General features: G+C 33.3%; 20 protein-coding genes. All 20 read left to right on the top strand.

All coding sequences use genetic code 11. The annotated features are described in order from the left end of the window. Nucleotides 1–123: 123 nt before the first annotated feature. Nucleotides 124–1116, top strand: coding sequence for a LacI family DNA-binding transcriptional regulator (locus tag BUB32_RS04875; protein ID WP_072967940.1), 993 nt, complete (start codon nt 124–126; stop codon nt 1114–1116). A 57-nt stretch (nt 1117–1173) separates the two neighbouring features. Then, entirely contained in the window at nt 1174–2262 is a 1089-nt protein-coding gene (locus tag BUB32_RS04870; protein WP_072967938.1) for a Gfo/Idh/MocA family protein, read from the top strand. A gap of 14 nt (nt 2263–2276) precedes the next feature. Continuing rightward, nucleotides 2277–3326, top strand: a complete 1050-nt coding sequence (locus BUB32_RS04865; protein WP_072967937.1) for a Gfo/Idh/MocA family protein — start codon at nt 2277–2279, stop codon at nt 3324–3326. A 17-nt stretch (nt 3327–3343) separates the two neighbouring features. Next, nucleotides 3344–4093: a sugar phosphate isomerase/epimerase family protein gene (locus BUB32_RS04860; protein ID WP_072967935.1), complete on the top strand. Its 750-nt coding sequence runs from the start codon at nt 3344–3346 to the stop codon at nt 4091–4093. A 1-nt stretch (nt 4094) separates the two neighbouring features. Beyond that, complete coding sequence (locus BUB32_RS04855; RefSeq protein WP_072967934.1) at nt 4095–5024, top strand: sugar phosphate isomerase/epimerase family protein; 930 nt, start codon at nt 4095–4097, stop codon at nt 5022–5024. Nucleotides 5025–5253: 229 nt separating this feature from the next. Continuing rightward, on the top strand, nt 5254–6225 hold the full coding sequence (gene gyaR / locus BUB32_RS04850) for a glyoxylate reductase (protein WP_072967932.1): 972 nt from the start codon (nt 5254–5256) through the stop codon (nt 6223–6225). A gap of 235 nt (nt 6226–6460) precedes the next feature. After that, nucleotides 6461–7216: a DeoR/GlpR family DNA-binding transcription regulator gene (locus BUB32_RS04840; protein ID WP_072967930.1), complete on the top strand. Its 756-nt coding sequence runs from the start codon at nt 6461–6463 to the stop codon at nt 7214–7216. Between the two features lie 31 nt (nt 7217–7247). Beyond that, complete coding sequence (locus BUB32_RS04835; protein WP_072967928.1) at nt 7248–8699, top strand: tagaturonate epimerase family protein; 1452 nt, start codon at nt 7248–7250, stop codon at nt 8697–8699. Between the two features lie 16 nt (nt 8700–8715). After that, on the top strand, nt 8716–9726 hold the full coding sequence (locus tag BUB32_RS04830; protein WP_072967926.1) for a D-isomer specific 2-hydroxyacid dehydrogenase family protein: 1011 nt from the start codon (nt 8716–8718) through the stop codon (nt 9724–9726). Then, on the top strand, nt 9711–11195 hold the full coding sequence (locus BUB32_RS04825) for a gluconokinase (RefSeq protein WP_072967925.1): 1485 nt from the start codon (nt 9711–9713) through the stop codon (nt 11193–11195). Before BUB32_RS04830 ends, BUB32_RS04825 begins: the two co-directional genes overlap by 16 nt. Nucleotides 11196–11213: 18 nt before the next feature. Continuing rightward, nucleotides 11214–12620: an NADP-dependent phosphogluconate dehydrogenase gene (gene gndA / locus BUB32_RS04820; protein WP_072967923.1), complete on the top strand. Its 1407-nt coding sequence runs from the start codon at nt 11214–11216 to the stop codon at nt 12618–12620. A gap of 207 nt (nt 12621–12827) precedes the next feature. Beyond that, complete coding sequence (locus BUB32_RS04815; RefSeq protein WP_072967922.1) at nt 12828–14447, top strand: mannitol dehydrogenase family protein; 1620 nt, start codon at nt 12828–12830, stop codon at nt 14445–14447. 5 nt (nt 14448–14452) lie between these two features. Beyond that, nucleotides 14453–15853: a glucuronate isomerase gene (gene uxaC / locus BUB32_RS04810; protein WP_072968221.1), complete on the top strand. Its 1401-nt coding sequence runs from the start codon at nt 14453–14455 to the stop codon at nt 15851–15853. 24 nt (nt 15854–15877) lie between these two features. Then, on the top strand, nt 15878–16825 hold the full coding sequence (locus BUB32_RS04805) for a sugar kinase (RefSeq protein WP_072967920.1): 948 nt from the start codon (nt 15878–15880) through the stop codon (nt 16823–16825). Nucleotides 16826–16865: 40 nt separating this feature from the next. Beyond that, the gene (locus BUB32_RS04800) at nt 16866–17999 is read left to right on the top strand and encodes a glycoside hydrolase family 88/105 protein (RefSeq protein WP_072967918.1); all 1134 of its coding nucleotides are present in this window, start codon (nt 16866–16868) and stop codon (nt 17997–17999) included. 144 nt (nt 18000–18143) lie between these two features. Further along, a complete protein-coding gene (locus BUB32_RS04795; protein WP_084726981.1) occupies nt 18144–19472 on the top strand; it encodes an ABC transporter substrate-binding protein in 1329 nt (442 codons plus the stop codon). A 106-nt stretch (nt 19473–19578) separates the two neighbouring features. Continuing rightward, nucleotides 19579–20463, top strand: a complete 885-nt coding sequence (locus BUB32_RS04790; RefSeq protein ID WP_072967916.1) for a carbohydrate ABC transporter permease — start codon at nt 19579–19581, stop codon at nt 20461–20463. Continuing rightward, complete coding sequence (locus BUB32_RS04785) at nt 20463–21374, top strand: carbohydrate ABC transporter permease (protein WP_006569459.1); 912 nt, start codon at nt 20463–20465, stop codon at nt 21372–21374. The genes BUB32_RS04790 and BUB32_RS04785 overlap by 1 nt, the downstream gene beginning before the upstream one ends. A 38-nt stretch (nt 21375–21412) precedes the next feature. Then, entirely contained in the window at nt 21413–22969 is a 1557-nt protein-coding gene (locus BUB32_RS04780; RefSeq protein WP_072967914.1) for a glycoside hydrolase family 28 protein, read from the top strand. A 14-nt stretch (nt 22970–22983) separates the two neighbouring features. Continuing rightward, nucleotides 22984–23817, top strand: a complete 834-nt coding sequence (gene kduI, locus BUB32_RS04775; RefSeq protein ID WP_039929109.1) for a 5-dehydro-4-deoxy-D-glucuronate isomerase — start codon at nt 22984–22986, stop codon at nt 23815–23817. Nucleotide 23818: the final 1 nt, after the last annotated feature.

Raw genomic sequence — 23818 nt, 5'->3', positions numbered from 1 at the left:
GTTGCTATTGATTTTTTTTAATTTAGAGGTATAATAGTAAATGTAATGCGTTACACATTTTATTAGATATGTCTCTGAAACTCAATGAAAAATATTATGTAATCTGTTACATAGGAGGTTAGAATGGCTAATATTAGAGAAGTTGCTAAAAGAGCAGGAGTCTCTGTTGCAACAGTATCAAGAGTTTTAAATGACAGTGACTCGGTGTCTGAAGAAACAAAGGAAAGAGTATTAAAAGCGATAAAAGAATTAAATTATCATCCAAATCTCCTTGGAAGAAATTTAAGACGTTCTGAAACGAAAATGATATTGGCTTTGATGCCTAATGTCTCAAATCCTTTTTATGCAAGGGTTGTAAAAGGAATAGAAGATGTAGCCCATAAAAATGGTTACAATGTAATGCTTTGCAATACTGATTCTGATATTAACAGAGAAAAGGTATACCTTGAAATTTTAAAAAACAGATTGGCGGATGGCGTTATTTTTATGGCGCCTGTGATGGGAAAAGAAGAACTGACATTGATAGGCCAAAATTATCCTGTCGTTCAGTGTTGTGAATACATAGAAGGAGCTGGCGTTTCATATGTATCTATAGACAACTTTTCTGCAGCTTACAAAGCAGTGAAGCATTTGATAGGATTGGGACATGAAAGAATAGGAATGATAAGCTGTGAAAATAACTTTGTATCTACGAAGCAGAGGGAAGCGGGTTATAAAAAAGCTCTTGAAGATTCAGGGATAGAATTTGACGAAAAGCTTATAAAATACGGAGATTACAGCTTTAAAAGCGGAGTAAGAGCAGCGAAACAGCTTTTGGCGATGGAAGAAAGGCCTACTGCTATATTTGCAATCTCTGACATCATGGCTATTGGAGCTATAAGAACGATAAAGGAAGAAGGGCTTAAAGTCCCTGAGGATATAGCGGTTGTAGGCTTTGATGATATAAGCTTTGCTTCTATGTATGACCCTATGCTTACAACTATTTCACAGCCAAAATACGATTTAGGGTGTGTTGCTATGGAACTACTGATAAAACACATGAGTGGCAAATTAGAAGAACCACAGAGGATTTTTTTAGAGCATGAGCTAATAATAAGAGAGTCAACAGTAAAATAAAGAATAAAGTTTTGTCTTAAAAATACAAATTTAAATATAATTAGGGGAGGAATTTTTATGGTAAAAGAAAAACTTAGAGTAGGAATTATAGGTTGTGGAGGAATTGCTTTTGGCAAACACATGCCCTCTTTGGCAAAACTAGACAATGTTGAAATGGTGGCCTTTTGTGACATCATAGAAGAGAGGGCTCAAAAAGCGGCAAAAGAATATGGTACAAAAGACGCGAAAGTATATACGGATTACAAAAAACTTCTTGAAGATAAAACGATAGATGTGGTTCATGTCTTAACTCCCAACAAGTCTCATGCAGACATAACTGTTGATGCTCTTTATGCAGGAAAACATGTAATGTGTGAGAAGCCTATGGCTAAGACTGCTGCAGATGCCAGAAGAATGGTGGAAGCATATAAGAAAACAGGTAAGAAACTCACTATAGGGTATCAAAATCGATTTAGACCAGATTCTCAATATTTACATAAAATTTGTCAAAATGGTGAACTAGGAGAAATATATTTTGCTAAGGCTCATGCTATACGTCGCCGCGCGGTACCTACATGGGGTGTTTTCTTGAATGAAGAAGAGCAAGGTGGTGGGCCTTTAATCGATATAGGAACACATGCCCTTGATTTGACATTGTGGATGATGAATAACTATAAGCCTAAAGTTGTAATGGGAAGCGCCTACTATAAATTAGGCAAAAGAGCAAATGCTGCGAATGCTTGGGGGCCATGGGATCCTGAAAAGTTCACAGTTGAAGATTCAGCTTTTGGATTTATAGTAATGGAGAATGGAGCTACCATTATATTAGAGTCCAGTTGGGCTTTAAATACTTTAGAGGTTGGCGAGGCTATGACCACTTTGTGTGGAACAGAAGGCGGAGCTGACATGAGAGATGGACTTCGCATAAATGGAGAGAAATTTGGAAAGCTTTATACAACTAAAGTTTCTACTGATGTAGGTGGAGTAGATTTCTATGAAGGTAAATCAGATGACCCAGGATTTTTAGAAGCAAAAGCTTGGATTGATTGCATCATAAACGATACAGAGCCGGTTGTAAAGCCAGAAGAAGCTCTTGTAGTAACTGAGATACTAGAGGCTATTTATACATCTGCGAAAACAGGAGAACCAGTATATTTTAACAGGTAAATGGAGGCTTTTGTATGGGAAAACTTAAATATGCATGTGTTGGTGCAGGGTCAGTTGCTGATTACAAACACTTAAATGGTTATTCAAAAGTAGAAGATGTTGAAATTGTAGCCATATCTGATCCGGATATAGAGGCTGCAAAAAGATTAGCGGAAAAGTACAATATACCTCATGTTTATACAGATTATGAAGAAATGTTTGCAAGAGAAAAACTAGACCTTATAAGCGTATGTACTCCTAATTATTTACATGCGCCTATTTCTATAAAAGCGATGGAAAAGGGAATTCATGTGCATTGTGAAAAACCTATAACTCTAAATGCAAAAGAAGCTTATGAGGTCATTGAATCAAAAAATAAATACAAAAGGAAGTTTATGATAGGATTAAATAATAGGTTTACAAATGAATCTTTCTTTGTAAAAAGATATATAGAGGAAGGGTATATAGGCGAAATATACCATGTAAAGACTGGCTGGAGGAGAAGGAGAGGTATTCCTGGAAAAGGCGGATGGTTTACAAATAAGAAATTGTCTGGAGGAGGCCCTCTAATTGACCTGGGAGTACATTTTTTAGACTTAGTCTTGTATTTCATGGGATACCCAGAGGTGCAATCTGTGTCATCAGCTACTTATTCTAAGTTTTCAAATAGCAACAGTTTAAACAGCTGGAATTATGCAAAAAGCGGGGATGGAATTTACGATGTGGAGGATATGGCAGTAGGCTTTGTAAGGCTTAAAAATGGTGCCACAATTGACTTTGAATTCAGCTGGGCTTCCAACATTGAGGGAGATTACAATTACTATGAAATTTTAGGTGATAAAGGTGGCATATGGTTTAAAAACGGACAGCTTAAAGTATTTTCGGAAATTATTGATACATTGATTGACATAGTTCCCGACACCAATTATCCAAAATCGCCTTTAAATGAATTTGAACATTTTGTTAACTGTATAAAAAATGACAAAGAGCCTTTGGCTTCTGCTGAAGAAGGGGCAAAACTCATGGAAATAATAGGAGGTGCCTATGAATCAGCTGAAAAAGGTAAGGAAATAGTTTTAGGTTAAAGGGGGAAAAAATTAAAATGAGTATACCTATAGCACTTCAACTTTACACTTTGAGAGAGGAGACACAAAAAGATTTTATAGGTACTCTTGAAAAGGTTGCGGAAATAGGATACGAAGGAGTGGAGTTTGCAGGATATGGCGGTTTAAAAGCATCAGAATTAAGAAAAACGCTTGATAATTTAGGATTAAAAGCTGCTGGTAGTCATGTAGGAATAGAATTACTTAAAAACAATCTTGAGGAAGTGATAGATTATAACCTTGAAATAGGTAATAAATACATCGTCTGTCCGTGGAATGAGTACAAGTCAAGAGAGGATTATATTGAAACAGCAAAGTTGTTTAATAAAATAGGTGAAAAGTGTAGGGAAAAGGGACTTGAGTTTTGCTATCACAACCACAATCACGAATTTGAAATATACGATGGAGAATATGGACTTGATATACTTTACAAAAATACAGATAAAGAGCTTGTAAAAGCTGAAATCGATGCGTATTGGGTTACATATGCGGGAGTTGATGCGGTAGAATATCTTAAAAAATTCTCCAATAGACTACCTTTAATTCACTTAAAAGACATGGATAAAGAGGACAGGTCTTTTACTGAAATAGGAAATGGAATTATCAATTTTAAAGAAGTAATAAAAATTGCAAAAGAAAATGGAGTTAAATGGTTAATTGTTGAACAGGATGTGTGTAAAAGACCTCCAATTGAAAGTGTGAAAATTAGTTTTGAAAATTTAAAAAAGATTTTAGAGGAGGAAATGTAAAATGTATTTAGGATTTTTAACAGTATGTCTTGGGAATATGCCTCTTAAAGAAAAGGCTAAGTGGGCAAGTGAAAATGGGTTTAAATCACTGGAAATTGCCTGCTGGCCTAAAGACAATACAAGGGATTATTCTGCAAGTGACATAGATGTAGAAAATCTCACACCTGAAGAGGCGGAAGAAATAAAAAAATATTTTAAGGAGTACGGGCTCACAATTTCATCTCTTGCATATTATGACAACAACCTTGACAGAGACCCAGAAAAGAGAAAGTTTATAAACAATCACTTAAAAAAGTGCATTGATGCGGCACAGATGCTTGGGACTGACATGGTGGGGACTTTTGTAGGGAGAAACATTGAAAAGAGCATAAAAGACAATTTTGATGAATTTGAAAGAGTTTTTACTGATATAATAAGCTATGCGGAAGACAAAGGAATAAAAATTATAATCGAAAATTGCCCTATGGAAGGATGGCAGGTACCTGGCCTTCCAGGAACTATATCTTTTACACCAGAGCTTTGGGAGGAGATGTTTAGAAGGATACCTTCTAAAAACTTTGGTTTAAATCTTGACCCTTCCCATCTTGTTTGGCAGTTTATAGACTATATAGATGTGATACCAGAGTTTAAAGATAGAATATTTCATGTACACGCAAAAGACACAGAAGTGTTTGAGGATAAATTTAAGCGATATGGAGTTTTCAACAGACAGCTTTACACAGGAACGCATGGAGAGTTTGGATACTGGAGATACCGAATGCCAGGTATGGGAAATGTAGATTGGGGCAAGTTTATAAAGGCGCTAAAAGACAATGGATATGATGGGGTAATAAGCATAGAACATGAAGACCCTCTATATGAAGGCAGTGAAGAAAAAGTAAAAGAAGGGCTTCTTTTAGGATTAAAACATTTAAGCCAATTTGTAAAGTAGAAACAAAAGAGCTCAACCACAGCGGTTGAGCTTTTGCTTTTAATTATATAAAGTTAAAATTTATGGTATAATCAAAAGTAAAGGCAATTGAGGTGGAATAAAATGGTCATATCAAAAATGGTTGAAATACTTGTAGAGGTTTGGTGTTTGTTACAAACTTGATTTCGTTTTTGACAATACCAATATTTTTGGTATTGATTAACATATTTTAATTAGAGGAGTGATACCAATGTTTAAAGTCTTTGTGACAAGAGCTATTCCTGAAGAAGGACTTAATCTTTTGAGAAAGTATTGCGAGGTAGAAGTAAGTCCTTACGACAGAATGCTTACAAAAGAAGAGTTACTTGAAAAAATACAGGGCAAAAATGCTGTAATCACACAGCTTACAGACAAAGTAGACAAAGAGTTTTTTGAAGCTGCAAAAGATGTGAAAGTTGTTGCAAATTATGCTGTAGGATTTGACAATATAGATTTAGAAGAAGCTACAATAAGAGGAGTGTACATAACAAACACTCCAGATGTGTTAACAAACGCTACTGCGGAACTGGCTTGGGCTCTTCTTTTTGCAACTGCAAGAAGAGTGGTAGAATCTGATAAATTTATGAGAGCAGGAAAATTCCAAGGTTGGGCGCCAATGCTTTTCTTAGGAAAAGGCGTAACAGGCAAGACATTAGGAATAATAGGTGCAGGCCGCATAGGACAAGCTTTTGCTAAAATGGCAAAGGGCTTCGACATGAAGATTTTGTACACTGCACGAAGTCCTAAAAAAGAGTTTGAAGAAGAGACAGGAGCTCAATATGTAGACTTGGATACTTTGCTAAAAGAATCTGATTTTGTTTCCATACACGTGCCATTAACTCCTGAAACAAGACATTTGATTGGAGAAAAAGAATTAAAATTGATGAAAAAGTCTGCCATATTGATAAATACAGGAAGAGGTCCTGTTGTAGACGAAAAAGCCCTTGTAAAAGCGTTAAAAAACAAAGACATATATGCAGCAGGATTAGACGTATACGAAAGAGAGCCCATGTTTGAAGAAGAATTAGCACAGCTTGACAATGTCGTAATGCTTCCTCATATAGGAAGTGCAACAGAAGAAGCGCGAAGAGACATGTCAATACTTGTGGCTCAAAACATAATTGATGTAATAGAAGGAAGAGTGCCTCGCACTTTAGTAAATAAAGATGTATTGAATAAATAATAATTTAAAGGAATCCTTTTATGGGTTCCTTTTTCCAATTCCATAAATTCCATAAAAACCAAGAAAAAATTTTTAAAACCAAGAAGGATTTTTTGGGTTTGTGTAGAATTAATATAATAAAAGCAATAGAATCCACAAATAAAATGTGTATTTTAAATTATATCCAGTAAAGTTGTTGACTTATTTATTTTATGGTAAAAATAAGAATGACTAATAAGTGTAGGAGAGGATGTAAATGCTTGTTTCAACTAGAAGAGATAAAATTAAAGAAATCATTTTAAAGAAAAAAGCTGTTAAAGTATCCGAACTCTGTGAGATGTTTAATGTTTCTGATGAGACAATAAGAAGAGACTTGGAAGAGTTGGAAAGACAGGGGCTAGTAGAAAGAAACTATGGAGGAGCAGTATTGAAAGAAAATATAATTATACCTCCCCTTGTTAAAAGATTTAAAGAGCATATAGAAGAAAAACAAAAAATAGCAGCAAGGGCTGTGGCAGAAATACAAGAAGGCAATGTCATATTTTTAGATGCCGGTTCTACCACATATCACATAGCCCGTGCCATCAGAAATTTCAAAGGCATAACGGTGGTGACGAATGCATTAAACATTGCTACAGAATTAGCCAACAATCCTGACATCAATCTTTTTATTACTGGTGGCAAATTAAAGCATGATAATCATTCAATGGTAGGGTTTGAAACCTTAAATTGTATAGGTAAATACAACATCGATATATTATTTTTAGGGACAGGTGGAATTTCATTGGAAAAAGGGCTTACCACCTCTGATATTTTTGAAGCGGAAGCGAAAAAAGCCATGATAAAGTCCGCCAGCAGAGTAATTGTTGTAGCAGATAGCAGCAAATTTGGAAAAGTTGCAATGGTATCTTTTGCTACTTTTGAAGAGATTGAGAAAATAATAACTTCTGGAGATCAGAACAATGAAATAGTGGAAGAGTTAAAAAATTATGTAGAGATTGAGGTTGTGTAGTTGCAAAAAAATAAAAAAGGGGTAATGGAACATGAAAGAGGAACTTTCTAATTATTTGTTAAAAAACTCTTTTCTTTTATATCCTGACTCCTTCAGAAGATTAAAAGAGGATGTTTATATTTTTGTAGCTAAAAAAGATAGCGACAAGAAAATAGGATTTTTGACAAATGGAAATTTTAAATTATCTTCCCCTCATTTTCTTGAAGATAAATATGTAGAAGAGCTAGGTTTTTATCTCAATCTTTATCCTTTAACTTACGAAAACTACTTAATATTAAAAGATAATTTTGGTATTTCTCCAGTGACTTGCAAAGAAAAAACCTCATTTGGCACGGGGGACAGGTTGGGACTTGTGACACCAGCTCATATAAAAGTTTTAAAAAATTATGATATTTTTCCTGTGTTAGCTCAACAATCTCCAAGAGAACTTGTAAAAACTAATAGAGATTTTAAAGATGTATTACTAAAAGCTATTTTAGGCGTTTTAGAAGCAGGATACGCAGGAGGATTTGGAGCAGATGCCGACCACATAAAAGACGAAAAATATTTGATGGAAGCAATTGATGCAGGCTACACAATGTACACTCTAGATTTAAGTGATTTATTAGTGAAAATTTCAGATATGCCAGAGTCTCAATTAAAAGAAAAGGCCCAAAGTTTATCTTCACAAAGTAGGGAAATAATTGACAGGTATAAAGGTAAAAAATTCAGTATTTCTACCGACGAAGACTTTGTAGTTTCTGAAGATGAATTGTACAAATCTGCTCTCACTTATGAAAAAGCTATGAAGTTTGTAGAAAAAGTATATGGTATTCTGAAGGACAGATTGCAGCATTTCGATTTAGAAATTTCAATAGATGAGGGAGAGAAGGATACTACAGTAGAAGACCACATATTTGTGGTTGAATATTTGCATAGAAAAGGGATAGACTTTTGGAGTTTGGCACCCAAATTTCCTGGGGAATTTCAAAAGGCGATAGACTACAAAGGAGACATAAAGAAGTTTACATCAGAACTTAAAAAGCATTATTTTCTTACTAAAGAATTAGGAGGGTACAAGTTAAGTCTTCACTCTGGAAGTGACAAATTTAGTATTTACAAAATATTTAATGAAATTACTGAAGGAAATTTTCATATTAAAACTTCTGGCACAAGCTGGCTTCAAGCGATAAGCCTCATTTTTGAAAAGGATAAAGACCTTTTTAATGACCTCTATAAAATTGCTTTAGATAATTTAGAAGAGAGTAAAAAGGCTTACAAAGTCTTAATTGATAGAGATGATTTTCCACAAACAATCCAAACAGAGGATTCGCAAATTCTTTCGAAACCTGAAATTAAACAGCTTTTCCACATTTCCTATGGAGTTTTACTCGATGAAAGAAGAAAAGAAATATATGAAGTTTTGAATAAGTATGAAGAAGAACATTACGAGTTTGTGAGTAAAAACATTAAAAATCACTTGAAAGAAATATTTAACATATGAAGAAAGGAAGATAAAAATGAGTGTAAAAATTGCGATTGTCAACTCTAGCAGTTTTGGCAAACATTTTCCTGACCATATTGAGAGGTTAAAAGCATTGGGGGAAGTGGAAAGATTTGAACTTCCTCATGACATGAGGGGGAAGGCTTTAGCAGAAAAATTAATGGGCTATTCTATAATCATTGCCAGTGTAAAGCCTTATTACGACAGAGAATTTTTTGAATACAAAGACAAGACTCTTTTAATAACCCGCCATGGCATAGGATATGATGCTATAGACATAAAAAGCGCTACAGAAAAAGGTACTCTTGTCACAAAAGTTGCTGGAATTGTAGAAAGAGAAGCAGTGGCAGAAAATGCAATTGCCCTTCTTTTAGATGTAATGAGAAAAGTAAGAGAAGCTTCTTTAAAAGTTAGAGAAGGCAAATGGCAGGAAAGAGCCAGTTTCATGGGGTATGAGATAAAAGATAAAGTTGCAGGAATAATAGGTATTGGGAATATTGGAAGTAGAGTTGCAGAAATATTAAAATATGGCTTTGGGGCAAAAGTTATAGCATATGACCCTAATCTTTCAGAAGAGGAGATACAAAAAAGAGGAGCACAGCCTGTTTCTTTAGAAGAACTTTTACAAACTTCTGACATTATTTCATTAAATGCCTCACTCAATGAAAAAAATTATCACATGCTGTCTCATAAAGAATTTTCTATGATGAAGAAAAATGTTTTTATTGTTAACACTGCAAGAGGTGAACTTATAGATACAGAAGCTTTGGTAAAAGCACTGAAAGAAGAAAAAGTTGCAGGAGTAGGATTGGACGTAGTAGAAGGTGAGCCCATTGATGAGAATCACCCCCTATTAGCCTTTGACAATGTTATAATCACACCCCACACATCTGCCTACACTTACGAATGCTTAAGAGGTATGGGGGATAAGGTTGTTTCCGATGTAGAAAAAGTCTTGAGAGGAGAAATTCCTGATGGGGTCATAAATAAAGAAGTTTTGGAGGGGGAGTTATGGAGAAAGGATTGATTCTTTCTGTTGACATAGGTACCACAAATCTAAAAGCAGGTATAGTGGATGAAAAAGGAAATATTTTAAGTTTATATAGAAAAGAAACGCCTATAGAAAGAGACAATGAAGGAAAGGCGGAACATAATCCGGAAGTTCTTTTTGCGGCTTTTGTAGAAGCAGTTAAAGAGGCTGCAAAAGGATTTGAAGATAAAATCTCTTTAATTGTGCCTTCTTCCTACATGTTTGGGTTAATACCTGTGGACGAAAATTTAAATCCCCTGATGGGCATGATGACTCTTTTGGACTTAAGGGCAAAAGAAACATTTGAAGAATTTTTAAAGACAATGGATGTAAAAGAAGTTTACAAAAGAACTGGCTATACTCCTACTTTTCATGCTCCTCTATTTAAAATATACTGGCTTAAGAAAAAGAGAAATGAGATATTTAACAAAACTAGGTTTTTCTTAAGCTCCAAAGACTTTATTCTCCTAAAACTTTTAGGGGAGCCTTTTACAGAGCCTAGCATATCTTCTGCAACTGGTTATATGAATGTAAATACTTTAGATTGGGATGATTACGTTCTTGATATATTGGGTATAGATAAAAATAGACTTCCCACAATAGTGCCTTCTGACAAAATTTTAGCTGATTTGCCTGTTGAGACAAAAGGGCTTTTGGGACTTTCAGGAGATGTAAAAGTGCTTACCGGAGTTTACGATGGAGGAGCTGTAGGCATAGGAATTGGAGCCTTTGAAGAAGAAGTTGGTGCAATAAACATAGGGACTACTGGAATGTTTAGAGTAGCTTATCCTGAAGCTATATTTGATAAAGAAGAGTCTATGAAGCTTCAAACTTATTACCTTTCTTCAGGGAAATGGTTTATTGGTGCTGCTATAAACAATGCAGGAATTGTTTTAAAATGGTTGAGAGATAATGTATTTAATATGTCTTATGATGAGTTGACAGCGGAAGCTTCAAAAGGAGACTCATCAAATCTCTTTTTCATTCCCTATTTAACCGGAGAAAGAGACAAAGAAATAGGAAACATTGCTTCTGGAGTGTTTTTTGGATTAAAAAACACCCACAATAAAGGTCACATGATAAGAGCCAGTATGGAAGGAGTTGCATTTTCCCTAAGGATGCTTTATGAGGCTTTAAAGGATAATAATGTAAAAATAAAAGAAATTAGAGCGGGAGGAGGAGGCACAAAATCGCCCCTATGGATGGAGATTTTTGCTTCTACTTTAGGGTTGCCAATTAAGGTGTCTAATGTAGAAGAACCTGCTCTTGTAGGCTCTGCACTTTTAGGCTATTATGCAATGGGAAGGTACAAAACTTTGATTGAGGCCACAAGAGAAATGGTAAAAATAGAAAATAGTTATGTGCCTTCCAAAGAAAAAATAGAGTATTACGAAAAGAAATTTCAATTTTTTAGAGTTTTAACTAAAAATCTCAAAGAACTTTTTGAACTTCACAGCAAATTATAAAAACAGGAGGTAAAGTAAATGAATGAAATAGGTTTAATCGGCTTAGCAGTAATGGGACAAAATTTGGCTTTAAACATTGCTAGAAAGGGCTATAGCGTATCTGTATTTAATAGAACACCTGAAAAAACACAAGAATTCATGCAAAACAAAGTAAAAGATGAGCAAATTAAGCCTTATTATGACACCAAATCTTTTGTAGAGTCTTTAAAGAGGCCTAGAAAAATCATTCTCATGGTTAAAGCAGGAAAACCCGTAGATGATGTAATAGAGGAGCTTTTGCCTTATCTTGACAAGGGAGACCTAATCATTGATGGAGGAAATTCTTATTTTAAAGATACTTCAAGGAGAATTAAAAAACTAGAAGAAAAAGGCATACTCTATTTGGGAATGGGAGTATCGGGAGGAGAATCGGGAGCATTGCACGGTCCTTCATTAATGCCAGGAGGAACGTATGAAGCCTACGAGATGGTCAAAGATGTACTTTTAAAAATCGCTGCTCAAACAGAATCTGGTCCTTGCTGTACATATGTAGGGAATGATTCATCAGGACATTTTGTTAAAATGGTCCACAATGGAATAGAATATGCCATAATGCAGGCAATAGCTGAGGTTTATGATGTACTTAGAAAGGTTTTAAAGCTTTCTCCCGAAGAGATAGGAGAGATATTTGAAAAATGGAATAATGGGGAGTTAAACTCTTTCTTAATGGAAATTTCGTATAAGATTATGAGGTATAAGGATGAAGAGACAGGGAAGCACCTTGTGGATTTAATATTGGATGAAGCAGAACAAAAAGGTACAGGAAAATGGACTTCTCAGACTGCACTGGATTTAGGAATACCAACTCCATCACTAAACCTTGCAGTAGAGGCAAGGAGTTTATCTTTCTTTAAAGAGGAAAGAGTACAATTAGCTAAAAGAGTTACAAAAATATATCCTGAAATTGATATAGATAAAGAAAAAATAATAAAGGATTTAGAAAATGCATTACTTTTTAGTGTTTTTACATCTTTTTCTCAGGGATTATGGGTTATATCTGAAGCTTCAAAGGTTTTTGAGTATAATATTGACCTTTCAGAAGTATTGCGTATTTGGAAAGGTGGCTGCATCATAAGAGCAAAGATTTTAGATTTCTTAAGAGACATTATTAAAGAAAATAAAGAAAATGTAAATCTTCTTAATAGTGAAAAGGCGTTATCTTTCCTAATGAATAAAATTGATTCAATAAAATATATCACTAATTTAGCAAAAGATTTTTACCTTCCAACGCTTGTACTTAATTCTTCACTGGATTATTTCTTGAGCATGATAGAAAAAAACTTACCTGCTAATTTAATCCAAGCTCAAAGAGATTTCTTCGGTGCTCACACATATAGAAGAATAGACAAAGAGGGAATTTTCCACACTGAATGGGAGGCAAACTAAAAAATTGACATTTAGTTGATGTTGAATTAATGGGAGTTTTTTGCCCTCCCATTTTCTTTCAATAAAAATTCAATAAAAAAATTTAAAAATCAAGGAGGATTTTTTGGATTCGTGTAGAATATATATAATAAACACAAGATAATCCACAAAATATGTGAATAAATTGTTGTGATGTTACAAGACAATTCACAGAAAGGAAGAAAGGATATGCTTTTAACTAGGGAGAGTATAAGAAACATTGATAAATGGCGTCAAGCAGGTATAAAACTCCCAAACTATGATGTAGAAAAAGTAGCAGAGAAGACTAAAGAAAATCCTACATGGTTACATTTTGGGGCAGGGAACATTTTTAGAGGCTTCATTTCACTTCTTCAGCAAAATCTTTTAGACAAAGGATTATCAAAAACTGGAATAATTGCTGTAGAATCATATGATTACGAAATAATTGAAAAAATATATGTTCCATATGACAATCTAAGTATGTTAGTAGTTATGAATTTAGATGGCACTCTTGAGATAGAAGTTATAGGTAGTATAAGTGACAAAATAATGGCTGATCTAACTCACAGTGATTGGAAAAGATTAAAGGACGTATTCTCTAATCCGTATTTACAGATAGCAAGTTTCACAATAACTGAAAAGGCCTATAATTTAAAAGATTTTTCAGGTGAGTATATCAAAGATGTTAAAGAAGATATAGAAAATGGGTTAGACAAACCCAAACACATTATTTCAAAAGTAACTTCTTTGCTTTACCAACGATATAAAAAAGGGAAATATCCTGTTGCGCTTTTGAGTTTAGATAATTTCTCTGGAAATGGAGAGAAACTTTTCAATTCAATAAAAACCATAGCAGAAGAATGGCAAAGAAAAGGTTTTGTTGAAACAAGATTTTTGGATTATCTAACTGATTCTACAAAAGTATCCTTTCCACTCAGCATGATAGATAAAATAGTGCCGAGGCCCTCTGAAGAGGTGAAGAAAAAATTAGAAGACCTCGGCTTAGAGAGAATGGATATAATCAAGACAAGCAAAAATACTATAATAGCACCCTTTGTCAATGCAGAAAAAATACACTACTTAGTAATAGAAGACAAATTCCCTAATGGACGGCCTCCATTAGAAGAGGCAGGTGTAATTTTTACAGATAAAGAAACAGTAGAAAAAGTAGAAAGAATGAAAGTAACAACTTGTTTAAATCCACTGCATACTACATTAGCGATTTTTGGTTGTTTGTTAAATTATAACACAATAGCTGATGAAATGAAAGATCCCTGTTTGAAAAAACTAGTTGAAAAAATAGGATACGATGAAGGACTTCCAGTTGTAGTTCATCCTGGCGTGTTAGATCCAAAAGAATTCTTAAGAGAAGTAATTGAAGTAAGATTTCCTAATCCATATATGCCAGATACACCGCAAAGGATTGCAACAGATACATCACAGAAAATGGCAATAAGATTTGGAGAGACAATAAAGTCCTACAGAGAAAGACCAGATTTAAAGGTTACAGACCTTAAATACATTCCACTTGTAATAGTAGGATGGTTAAGATATTTGATGGCTTTGGATGATGAAGGCAATCCAATGACATTAAGCCCAGACCCGTTACTTGAAGATTTAAGGTCACACATTTCAAATATAAAGTTAGGAGATGTAAACTCCGTGCAGGATAATTTAAAACCTATTCTTTCAAATGTAAACATTTTTGGCGTTGACCTTTATGAAGTAGGATTGGGAGAAAGGATAGAAAGCTATTTCAAAGAGTTTATAGAAGGACCAGGTGCAGTGAGAAGGGTATTGGAGAAATATCTAGGATGTAAGGGATGATGAAAATGAAAAATTTTATGGATGAAAATTTTTTACTTACAAATGAAACAGCAGTGAGATTGTACCATGAATATGCCAAAAACATGCCAATTTACGATTTCCATTGCCATTTAAGTCCAAAAGAAATATACGAAAATAAGAGATTTAAAAACATTACCGAAATATGGCTATATGGTGACCACTACAAATGGAGACTTATGAGAGCTAATGGAATAGAGGAAAAATATATTACAGGAAATGCTGATGATTACGATAAATTTATGGCATATGCCAAAACTATTCCTATGGCAATAGGGAATCCAGTTTACCATTGGACTCATCTAGAATTACAAAGATATTTTGGAATATATGACCTTTTAAATGAAGAAACAGCAAAATCTATTTGGGAAAGAGCGAATGAAGTTATAAATCATGATGACTTTAACGTAAGAAACATAATAAAAAAGTCAAATGTCAAAGTCATAATAACAACAGATGACCCAACGGACTCATTAGAATATCATATTAAACTAAAAGAAGAAAAAGAATTTGATGTAAAAGTCTTACCTGCTTTTAGACCAGATAAAGGTTTAGGAATTGAAAAAGAAGATTTTATTCCATGGCTAAAAAAATTAGAAAAAGTTACCGGAATAAATATAAATAATTATGATGACTTTTTACAAGCTCTTGAGGAAAGAATAAAGTTTTTCCACTCAGTAGGATGCAGAATCTCAGACCATGCTTTAGATTACGTATTTTATGAAAAAACATCAAAACAAGAAGTAGAAAAAATATTTAAAAAAGCGTTATTGAGAGAGCACTTGACAAAAGAAGAAATAGATAGTTTCAAAACTTACACATTAATATTTTTAGGCAAAAAATATGCTGAATTAAAATGGGTGATGCAGTTGCACATTGGAGCAATGAGGAACAACAATACAAAAATGTATAAAATACTTGGACCAGACACAGGGTATGACTCAATAAGCGATTTTACAATTGCATATCCTTTAGCAAAACTATTAGACTCACTTGATGTAGAAGATGCTTTGCCTAAAACTATTTTATACACCTTAAATCCAGCAGCTAATTATGTAATAGCAACAATGATTGGCAATTTCCAAGGTGGAGGAATAATAGGAAAAATGCAATTTGGCACTGCATGGTGGTTTAATGACAACAAGGATGGCATGATGGAGCAAATGAAGGCTCTTGCAAACACAGGTTTATTGAGCCGTTTTGTGGGAATGGTGACAGACTCAAGAAGCTTTTTATCCTACGCAAGGCATGAATATTTCAGACGAATTCTTTGCAATTTGCTTGGTGAATGGGTAGAAAATGGAGAAGCTCCGAATGATATAGGGCTACTGGGTAGGATAGTTCAGGATATTTCATTTAATAATGCGAAAGAGTATATAGGTTTTTAAAATACAGTTGGAGTGAAAAATAAAATGGATATAGTAACGTTTGGAGAATCTATGGTAGTTTTTACACCCCATACAAGAGGTCCTTTGAGACATGTGCATACATTTTCAAAATCTATTGGCGGCGCGGAGATGAATCTTGCAATAGCTCTTGCAAGATTAGGACATTCAACAGGCTGGTTTTCTAGGCTAGGCGATGACGAGTTTGGCAGATTTATACTGAATTCTGTGAGAGCCGAGGGAGTTGATGTATCAAGAGTGATAATAGATAAAGAAAGTTATACTGGTATTTTATTTAAAGAGTGGTATTATAACTTTGATCCTAACGTTTATTATTATAGAAAAGGATCCGCTGCAAGCAAAATATGTGTTGATGATATTGATGAAAATTATATAAAAAACGCAAAGATACTTCACATTACGGGAATAACACCGGCAATCTCTGAGTCTGCGACAGAAGCAGTGTTTAAAGCTGTTGAGATAGCAAAACGCAATAAAGTAATGATTTCCTTTGATCCTAATCTTAGACTAAAACTTTGGAACATTGAAAAAGCAAGGAAAATTTTGCTAGATGTAGCTGAAAATGCCGATATAGTATTACCAGGTTTAAATGAGGCAAAACTTTTGATTGGCCAAGATGATCACCATAGAATAGCGGATTATTTTCTATCACGGGGAGTAAACTTGGTGGCAATAAAATTAGGAAAAGAGGGCTGCTATTTAAAGAGCAAAAATGAAGAAGCTTATGTAGCTGGATATAAGATAGAGAAAATAGAAGATACAGTAGGAGCAGGAGATGGATTTGATGCTGGGCTACTTGCGGGAATATTGAGGGGATTACCACTTAAAGAATGTGGTGAGATTGCAAATGCTATTGGTGCTATGGCTATGCTAGTAAAAGGTGACGTAGAAGGATATCCTTATTGGGAACAAGTAATGGAATTTATGGGCAAAAAGGATAAGATTGAACGATGAGAACTATCTTTCATTGAGTAGATACTGTGAGGTGTAAGTAGTGATACCAAAAAAGCAACTTATCGAAAAATTTATTGATGATTACATCTTAAATTATAGACCTTATAAAGAAAAATGGAATTATGAAGATGGGTGTGTAGTAAAGGGATCTTGGGATTTATATAAAACCAAAAAAAAAGAATTATATAAAAATTTTGTACTAAATTACATGTATAAATATATTGATGAAGAAGGCAATATAAGAGGCTATAATATGCAAGATTATAGTTTAGACGATATAAATTCGGGTAAAGTTCTTTTTGATTTATATGAACTTACACAAGATGAACGTTTTAAAAAAGCTATAGAACATCTATATCAACAAATACTAACTCAGCCACGAACAGGCCAAGGGAATTTTTGGCATAAAAGAATTTATCCAAATCAAGTTTGGCTAGATGGATTGTATATGGTAATGCCGTTTTACATTAAATATATAAAAAAATTTGGTAATAAAAATGATTTAAAAGATATTTGTTTTCAATTTGTTAATGTTCGAAATCATATGTTCAATAAAGAAAAAGGGCTCTATTATCATGGTTATGATGAAAGTAGAAAGGAAGCTTGGGCAGACAAAGAAACAGGATTATCACCAAATTTTTGGGGTAGAGCTATGGGATGGCTTGTGATGGCACTTGTTGATGTATTAGAGGAATTGGATGAAAAAGTAATAGGAGACTACAAAAATTTAACGGAAGAATGTAAAGATTTACAAGGTATTTTTAAAGAAGCAATAGAAGGTATTTTACAATATCAGGATCCAGATAGTGGTATGTGGTATCAAGTTGTTGATAAAACAAAATCTAAAGGAAATTATTTAGAAACATCTGCTACACTTATGTCTGCATATAGCATACTTAAGGGATGTAGATTAAGGTTACTTCCCCAAAAGTATGAAAATTACGGCTTAAAGGCATTTAATGGTACTATTGATAAGTACTTATCGTATAAAGATGGAGAATATAAATTGGGTGGCATTTGTAAAGTAGCAGGATTAGGTAATTTGCCTTATAGAGACGGAAGTTATGAATACTATATTTCAGAAGAAGTAGTTTTTAATGATCCGAAAGGAGTAGGACCTTTTATGATGGTTTATAGTGAAATATTAAAAAACTCACAATTTTATTCAGCATAAATTATAATTTATTAAAATTAATCAAAATGTAATAATCTCGCACTGATAATCATATTGGGAGGTGGGAGAGAGAAGTATTAAAAATGAATTTTATAAATTCTAAAAAATTAAATGAGATGAAAAATAATGATTGGGGGAAGAATTATGAAAAAAATAATTACATTAATGGTTTCTTTAATTTTTTTTCTAACTATTGTTTTAACAGGTTGTGGAACTTCAAAACAACAAAGTAACACTGGCACACAGTCTCAACAAACTCAGAAACAGGTTACTTTAAGATTTTCATGGTGGGGTGATGATACAAGGCACCAAGCAACACTTAATGCAATAAAACTTTTTGAAGAAAAATATCCTAATATAACAATTAAGGCGGAATATGCAGGATGGGATGGTTATTTAGATAAACAGACTACACAAATAGCTGGGGGAACTGCCGCAGATATAATGCAAATAAATTGGAATTGGATACCTATATTTTCGAAAGATGGAAATGGTTTTTACGATTTAAATAAGCTATCTAAGGAATTAGGTTTAGAAGAAAATTATACAAAAAATATTTTGGATTTAGGTACTGTAAATGGCAAATTAAATGGCATACCTGTGGCTTTAACAGGAAGAGTAATTTATTACAATAAGACAATTTATGATAAATTTGGAATTTCAACTTTTCCTGCTACCTGGGATGATCTTATAAATATCGCTAAAAAGTTTGATAAAGGATATTATCCAATGATTCTTGGAGATTACGATGCATGGCTTTTATCAATGACTTATGCTATTCAAAAAACAGGTAAACCTTTTATTGATAGTAATGGTAAATTGGCTTTTGATGAAAATGATATCAAAATAGCTTTAGATTTTTATAAGAAACTTTTAGATAATAAAGTTACTCCAACAATTGCTACAATTGCTAATGAAGGTGGAAACGGAAATGCTCCAATAGAACAACTCCCAAGCTTTATTGATGGCAAATTTGCAGGTTTGTTCCAGTGGACGAGTGCAGTTAAAAAGGACGCAACTCCATTAAAAGAAAAAAATATGGAATTAGCATTGGGTGGTATTCCAATGGATAGTGATTCAAAAACATCAGGAGCGATATTAAAACCTTCAATGCTTTTTGCAATCAATAAAGATTGTAAATATCCAAAAGAAGCAGCTACTTTCCTGAATTTTATATTAAATGACCCAGAAGGTGTAAAAGCAATGGGGCTAAATAGAGGAATTCCCGTAAGCAAGTCAGCAGTGGATACGTTACAAAAAGAAGGACTAATTTCCGGACTCGAATATGATGGACTTAAGTTTTTGTTAGATCATCCTTCTGTGCCTATAAGCCCGTATTTAGAGGATCCGAAACTTCAAGATGTGTATAGGCAAACTATTGATCAAATTTCTTATGGTAAACTTAACGTAGATGAAGCAGCAAAATATATGTATGATAATGTTCAGAAAGTTTTAAGCGAAATTACTAAGTAACAACTGTTAATTAGATTGCACGAATGAAATCATTCGTGCAATCTAATAATATAAAAAGTCATTTTTGCAGCAGTTTATAATCGTGGCAGTTAGGAGGATAAAAATAATGAAGAAAAAATATACTGGCTTGTTATATATAATGCCGTGGCTAATAGGATTAATTATTTTTACAATATATCCTTTTATTGCATCTTTTGTTTTGAGTTTTACTGATTATAAAATAATATATCAACCTAAATTTATTGGGTTATCTAATTATATCAAAATGTTTAATGACCCACTTTTCTGGACTTCATTGTTTGCAAGCTTTAAATACGTAATGCTTACGGTTCCATTAAAATTAATATTTGCTTTAATTATAGCAATGATTTTAAACTTTAAACTCAAAGGAGTTAATTTTTATAGAACTGCTTATTATGTTCCATCTATTTTAGGAGGTAACGTAGCGGTCGCAGTTTTGTGGAGATTTTTATTTGCAAACAATGGATTAATTAATCAATTTTTAGGTATATTTGGCATTAACCCTGTACCATGGTTTTCATCAGAATATCCTGCGCTTTTTACGATTAGTGCTTTGAGAATATGGGAATTTGGATCAGCTATGGTTATATTTTTAGCAGGTTTAAAAGATATACCACAGGAGTTATATGAGGCTGCTGCTGTAGATGGTGCAACACCAATTAGAAGTTTTTTTAAAATTACTATACCATTACTAACGCCTATCATTTTCTTTAATCTCGTTATGCAAATAATTCAAGCATTTCAGGAATTTAATGGTCCATATTTGATAACAGGAGGGGGACCTTTATATAAAACTTATTTATTTCCTCTGTTGATATACGATAATGCATTTAAGTATTTTAATATGGGATATGCAAGTGCCTTATCTTGGGTTTTGTTTATAATAATAATGATTTTTACAGCTCTAGTATTTAGATCTTCCAGGTATTGGGTATTTTATTCAGATTCAGATGAGGGGGAAGTTAAATAATGGTTAATCTTATTGAAAATAGAAATAAAAATTTTAATTTACGTCAAAATAGCGATTATCGCAAAAGAGAAATAAAAAGGACAATAAATTCGGCTGTTCGGTATACTATTTTAAGCATAGGTGCTTTTATAATGCTTTATCCTATTTTATGGTTAATAGGAGCATCATTTAAAACAAATTCTGAAATTTTTACTTCAATTAGTTTTATACCACCTAGAATAGATTTTACACCTTATATAAAAGGTTGGATTACAGGAACACAATATACTTTTGCCACCTATTTTGCCAACACTTTTAAATACGTTATACCAAGAGTAGTTTTTACAGTTTTTTCTTCCGTTATTACTGCATATGGGTTTGCACGTTTTGATTTTCCTTTCAAGAAACCATTATTTGGTATTTTGATTGCGACTTTATTTTTACCAGAAGTAGTTACAAGAATACCATTATATTTACTATGGAAGCAACTTCATTTATTAGATACATTCGTACCACTTTATGCTCCAATGATTTTTGCGAATCAAGCTTTTTTTGTTTTCATGCTAATTCAGTTTTTTAGAACTATACCTAGAGAATTAGACGAAGCAGCAATAATTGATGGATGCAATTCTTTTGAAGTACTGACGAAAATTTTAGTTCCAACATTGAAACCTGCAATTATTACTGTTGCTTTATTTCAATTCATGTGGAGTATGAATGATTTTATGGGGCCATTAATTTATATTTCTAGCGTTGAAAAATATCCGGTATCCATTGCATTAAAGATGGCAATTGATACTACTGAAGGTAATTTTGCATGGAATCAGATTATTGCAATGTCTTTAATTGCGTTATTACCGTCAATTATAGTATTTTTTGCAGCACAAAAGTATTTTGTCGAAGGTATAGCAACAACAGGATTAAAAGGATAAACATCATAAAATAGTTACAACAAGGAAGGTGAAACGCTTTGAAATTTGAAATTGTTTCAGTTACGTCAAGAACAATTACTATAGAAATAGAGAGCGATGGGTACTTTTACGCCCCCAATAAAATTTATGTATATGTAAATGGAAGAAAAATTATGGAAGCACACACAAATGTAGTTACAATCAAAGATCTACTACCTGATACTAAATATGAGCTTTTTCTTGAAGATGCTGTTACAGGAGAAAAAAGTGAAAAAATAGAAATAAAAACTATGAAAGAGACGTTTGTTGCTAATGCAAAAAACTTTGGAGCGAAAGGTGATGGGATAAGCCTTGATACTTCGGCTATTCAGTCTGCAATTTATGCATGTCCAGAGGGTGGAAGAGTTTTTATACCAGAAGGGATATACCTAACAGGACCGTTGTTTTTAAAAAGTAATATTACTTTAGAATTATCAAGAGGAGCCGTTTTACTTGGGGTTAAAGATAGAGCATTATATCCTATACTACCTGCTGTACTCAAATCTTCAGATTCTAAAAATAAGTTTTATTTAGGTACATGGGAAGGAGATGCAGCAGAGTGTTATGCCAGTTTAATAACTGGTATAAATGTTGAAAATGTAAATATTATTGGCGAAGGTACAATTGATGGGAATGCTGATTTTGAAACTTGGTGGAAAGATCCAAAAGTAAAAAGAGGTGCATGGCGTCCAAGGACAATCTTTTTAAATAATTGTAGAAATATTTTGGTCGAAGGAATTACAATAAAAAACTCGCCTGCATGGACGATACATCCTTTTCAAAGTGAAAACTTAAAATTCATAAATTTGACAATTGAAAATCCGAAAGATTCACCTAATACAGATGGCTTAAATCCCGAAGCCTGCAAAAATGTTCTCATATTAGGATGTAAATTTTCGGTGGGTGACGATTGCATAGCTATAAAAGCAGGAAAGTTTAACATGGCACAAGATTTAGGCAGGTCTACAGAAGAGGTATTTGTGAGAAATTGTTATATGGAATATGGCCATGGTGGTGTTGTGATAGGTAGTGAAATGTCTGGCGGTGTAAAAAAGGTGTATGTGGAAAAATGTATTTTTAACAACACAGATAGAGGAATTAGAATAAAAACGCGTAGAGGCAGGGGAGGATTTATAGATGAAATTCATGCTGATAAAATACGAATGAATAGGGTAAAAACTCCTTTTACTATTAATAGCTTTTATTTCTGCGATTCTGATGGAAAAACTGAATATGTTTGGAGTAAAGAAAAGTTACCTATTGATGAAAGAACGCCATACATAGGAAATATTTACTTTAAGGATATTGGTTGTACCAATACTCAAGTGGCAGCAGGATTTATGTATGGTTTACCGGAGAGAAAAATAGAAAAAGTAATAATGGAAAATATATATGTGCATTTTGATGAAAATGCAAAAGCTGACTATCCTGAAATGTTAAGTTTTGTGGAGCCAATGTGCAAAAATGGCTTTTATTTCAATAATGTAAAATATCTAAAGCTAAAAAACGTTAAGGTAGAAAAGGCTGAAACAGAACCATTTATTAAATTAAATATTGATGAGGAAGAAATATTATAAAAGGGGTGTGAATGATGGAAGTTAAATATGCGGTTCATCCTGATGATTATAAACATTATACTACTGAAATACTTAGAAAACATTTCTTGGTAGAGAAGATATTTGTGAAAAATGAGGCAAATCTAATTTATAGCCATGTAGATAGGATTATTTTTGGAGGAATTATGCCTGTAAATAAAAACATTGAACTAAACAATATGTTAAATGAGCTAAAATCGGAATATTTTTTAGAAAGAAGAGAAATGGGAGTAATAAATATAGGAGCTGATGGAATTGTTACAATAGATGGAACTGACTATTATCTTAAAAGCAAGGATGGATTATATATAGGGATGGGAGCAAAAGATATCCAGTTTAAATCGATAGATCAAGAGAGGCCTGCAAAATTTTATGTAAGTAGTACTCCTGCTCATACTTCTTACCCTACAGTTAAAATAGAAATTAGCAAGGCAAATCCTGTAGAATTAGGCAGTCTGCAAACTTCAAACGAAAGAACAATATATCAATATGTACATCCTGCTGTTTGCAAAAGTTGTCAATTGTTGATGGGAATGACAATACTGAAAGAAGGTTCAGTATGGAATACTATGCCTTGTCATACCCATGATAGACGAATGGAAGTATATTTTTACTTTGATATGGATGATGATACGAGAGTATTTCATTTTATGGGTGAACCTCAAGAAACAAGGCATATTGTAGTGGCGAATGAACAGGCTGTAATATCACCGAGTTGGTCTATACATGCAGGAGTTGGTACAAAAAATTATGCATTTATATGGAGTATGGCGGGCGAAAATCAAGACTTTGAGGATATGGATTTGATAGATGTGAGAAATTTGAAATAGG

Origin of the sequence: Thermoanaerobacter uzonensis DSM 18761, assembly GCF_900129115.1 — a bacterium.
GTDB classification, from domain to species: Bacteria; Bacillota; Thermoanaerobacteria; order Thermoanaerobacterales; family Thermoanaerobacteraceae; genus Thermoanaerobacter; species Thermoanaerobacter uzonensis.
Note: the sequence above shows the minus strand (reverse complement) of the source record. Positions and strands in the feature narration are given on the sequence as shown.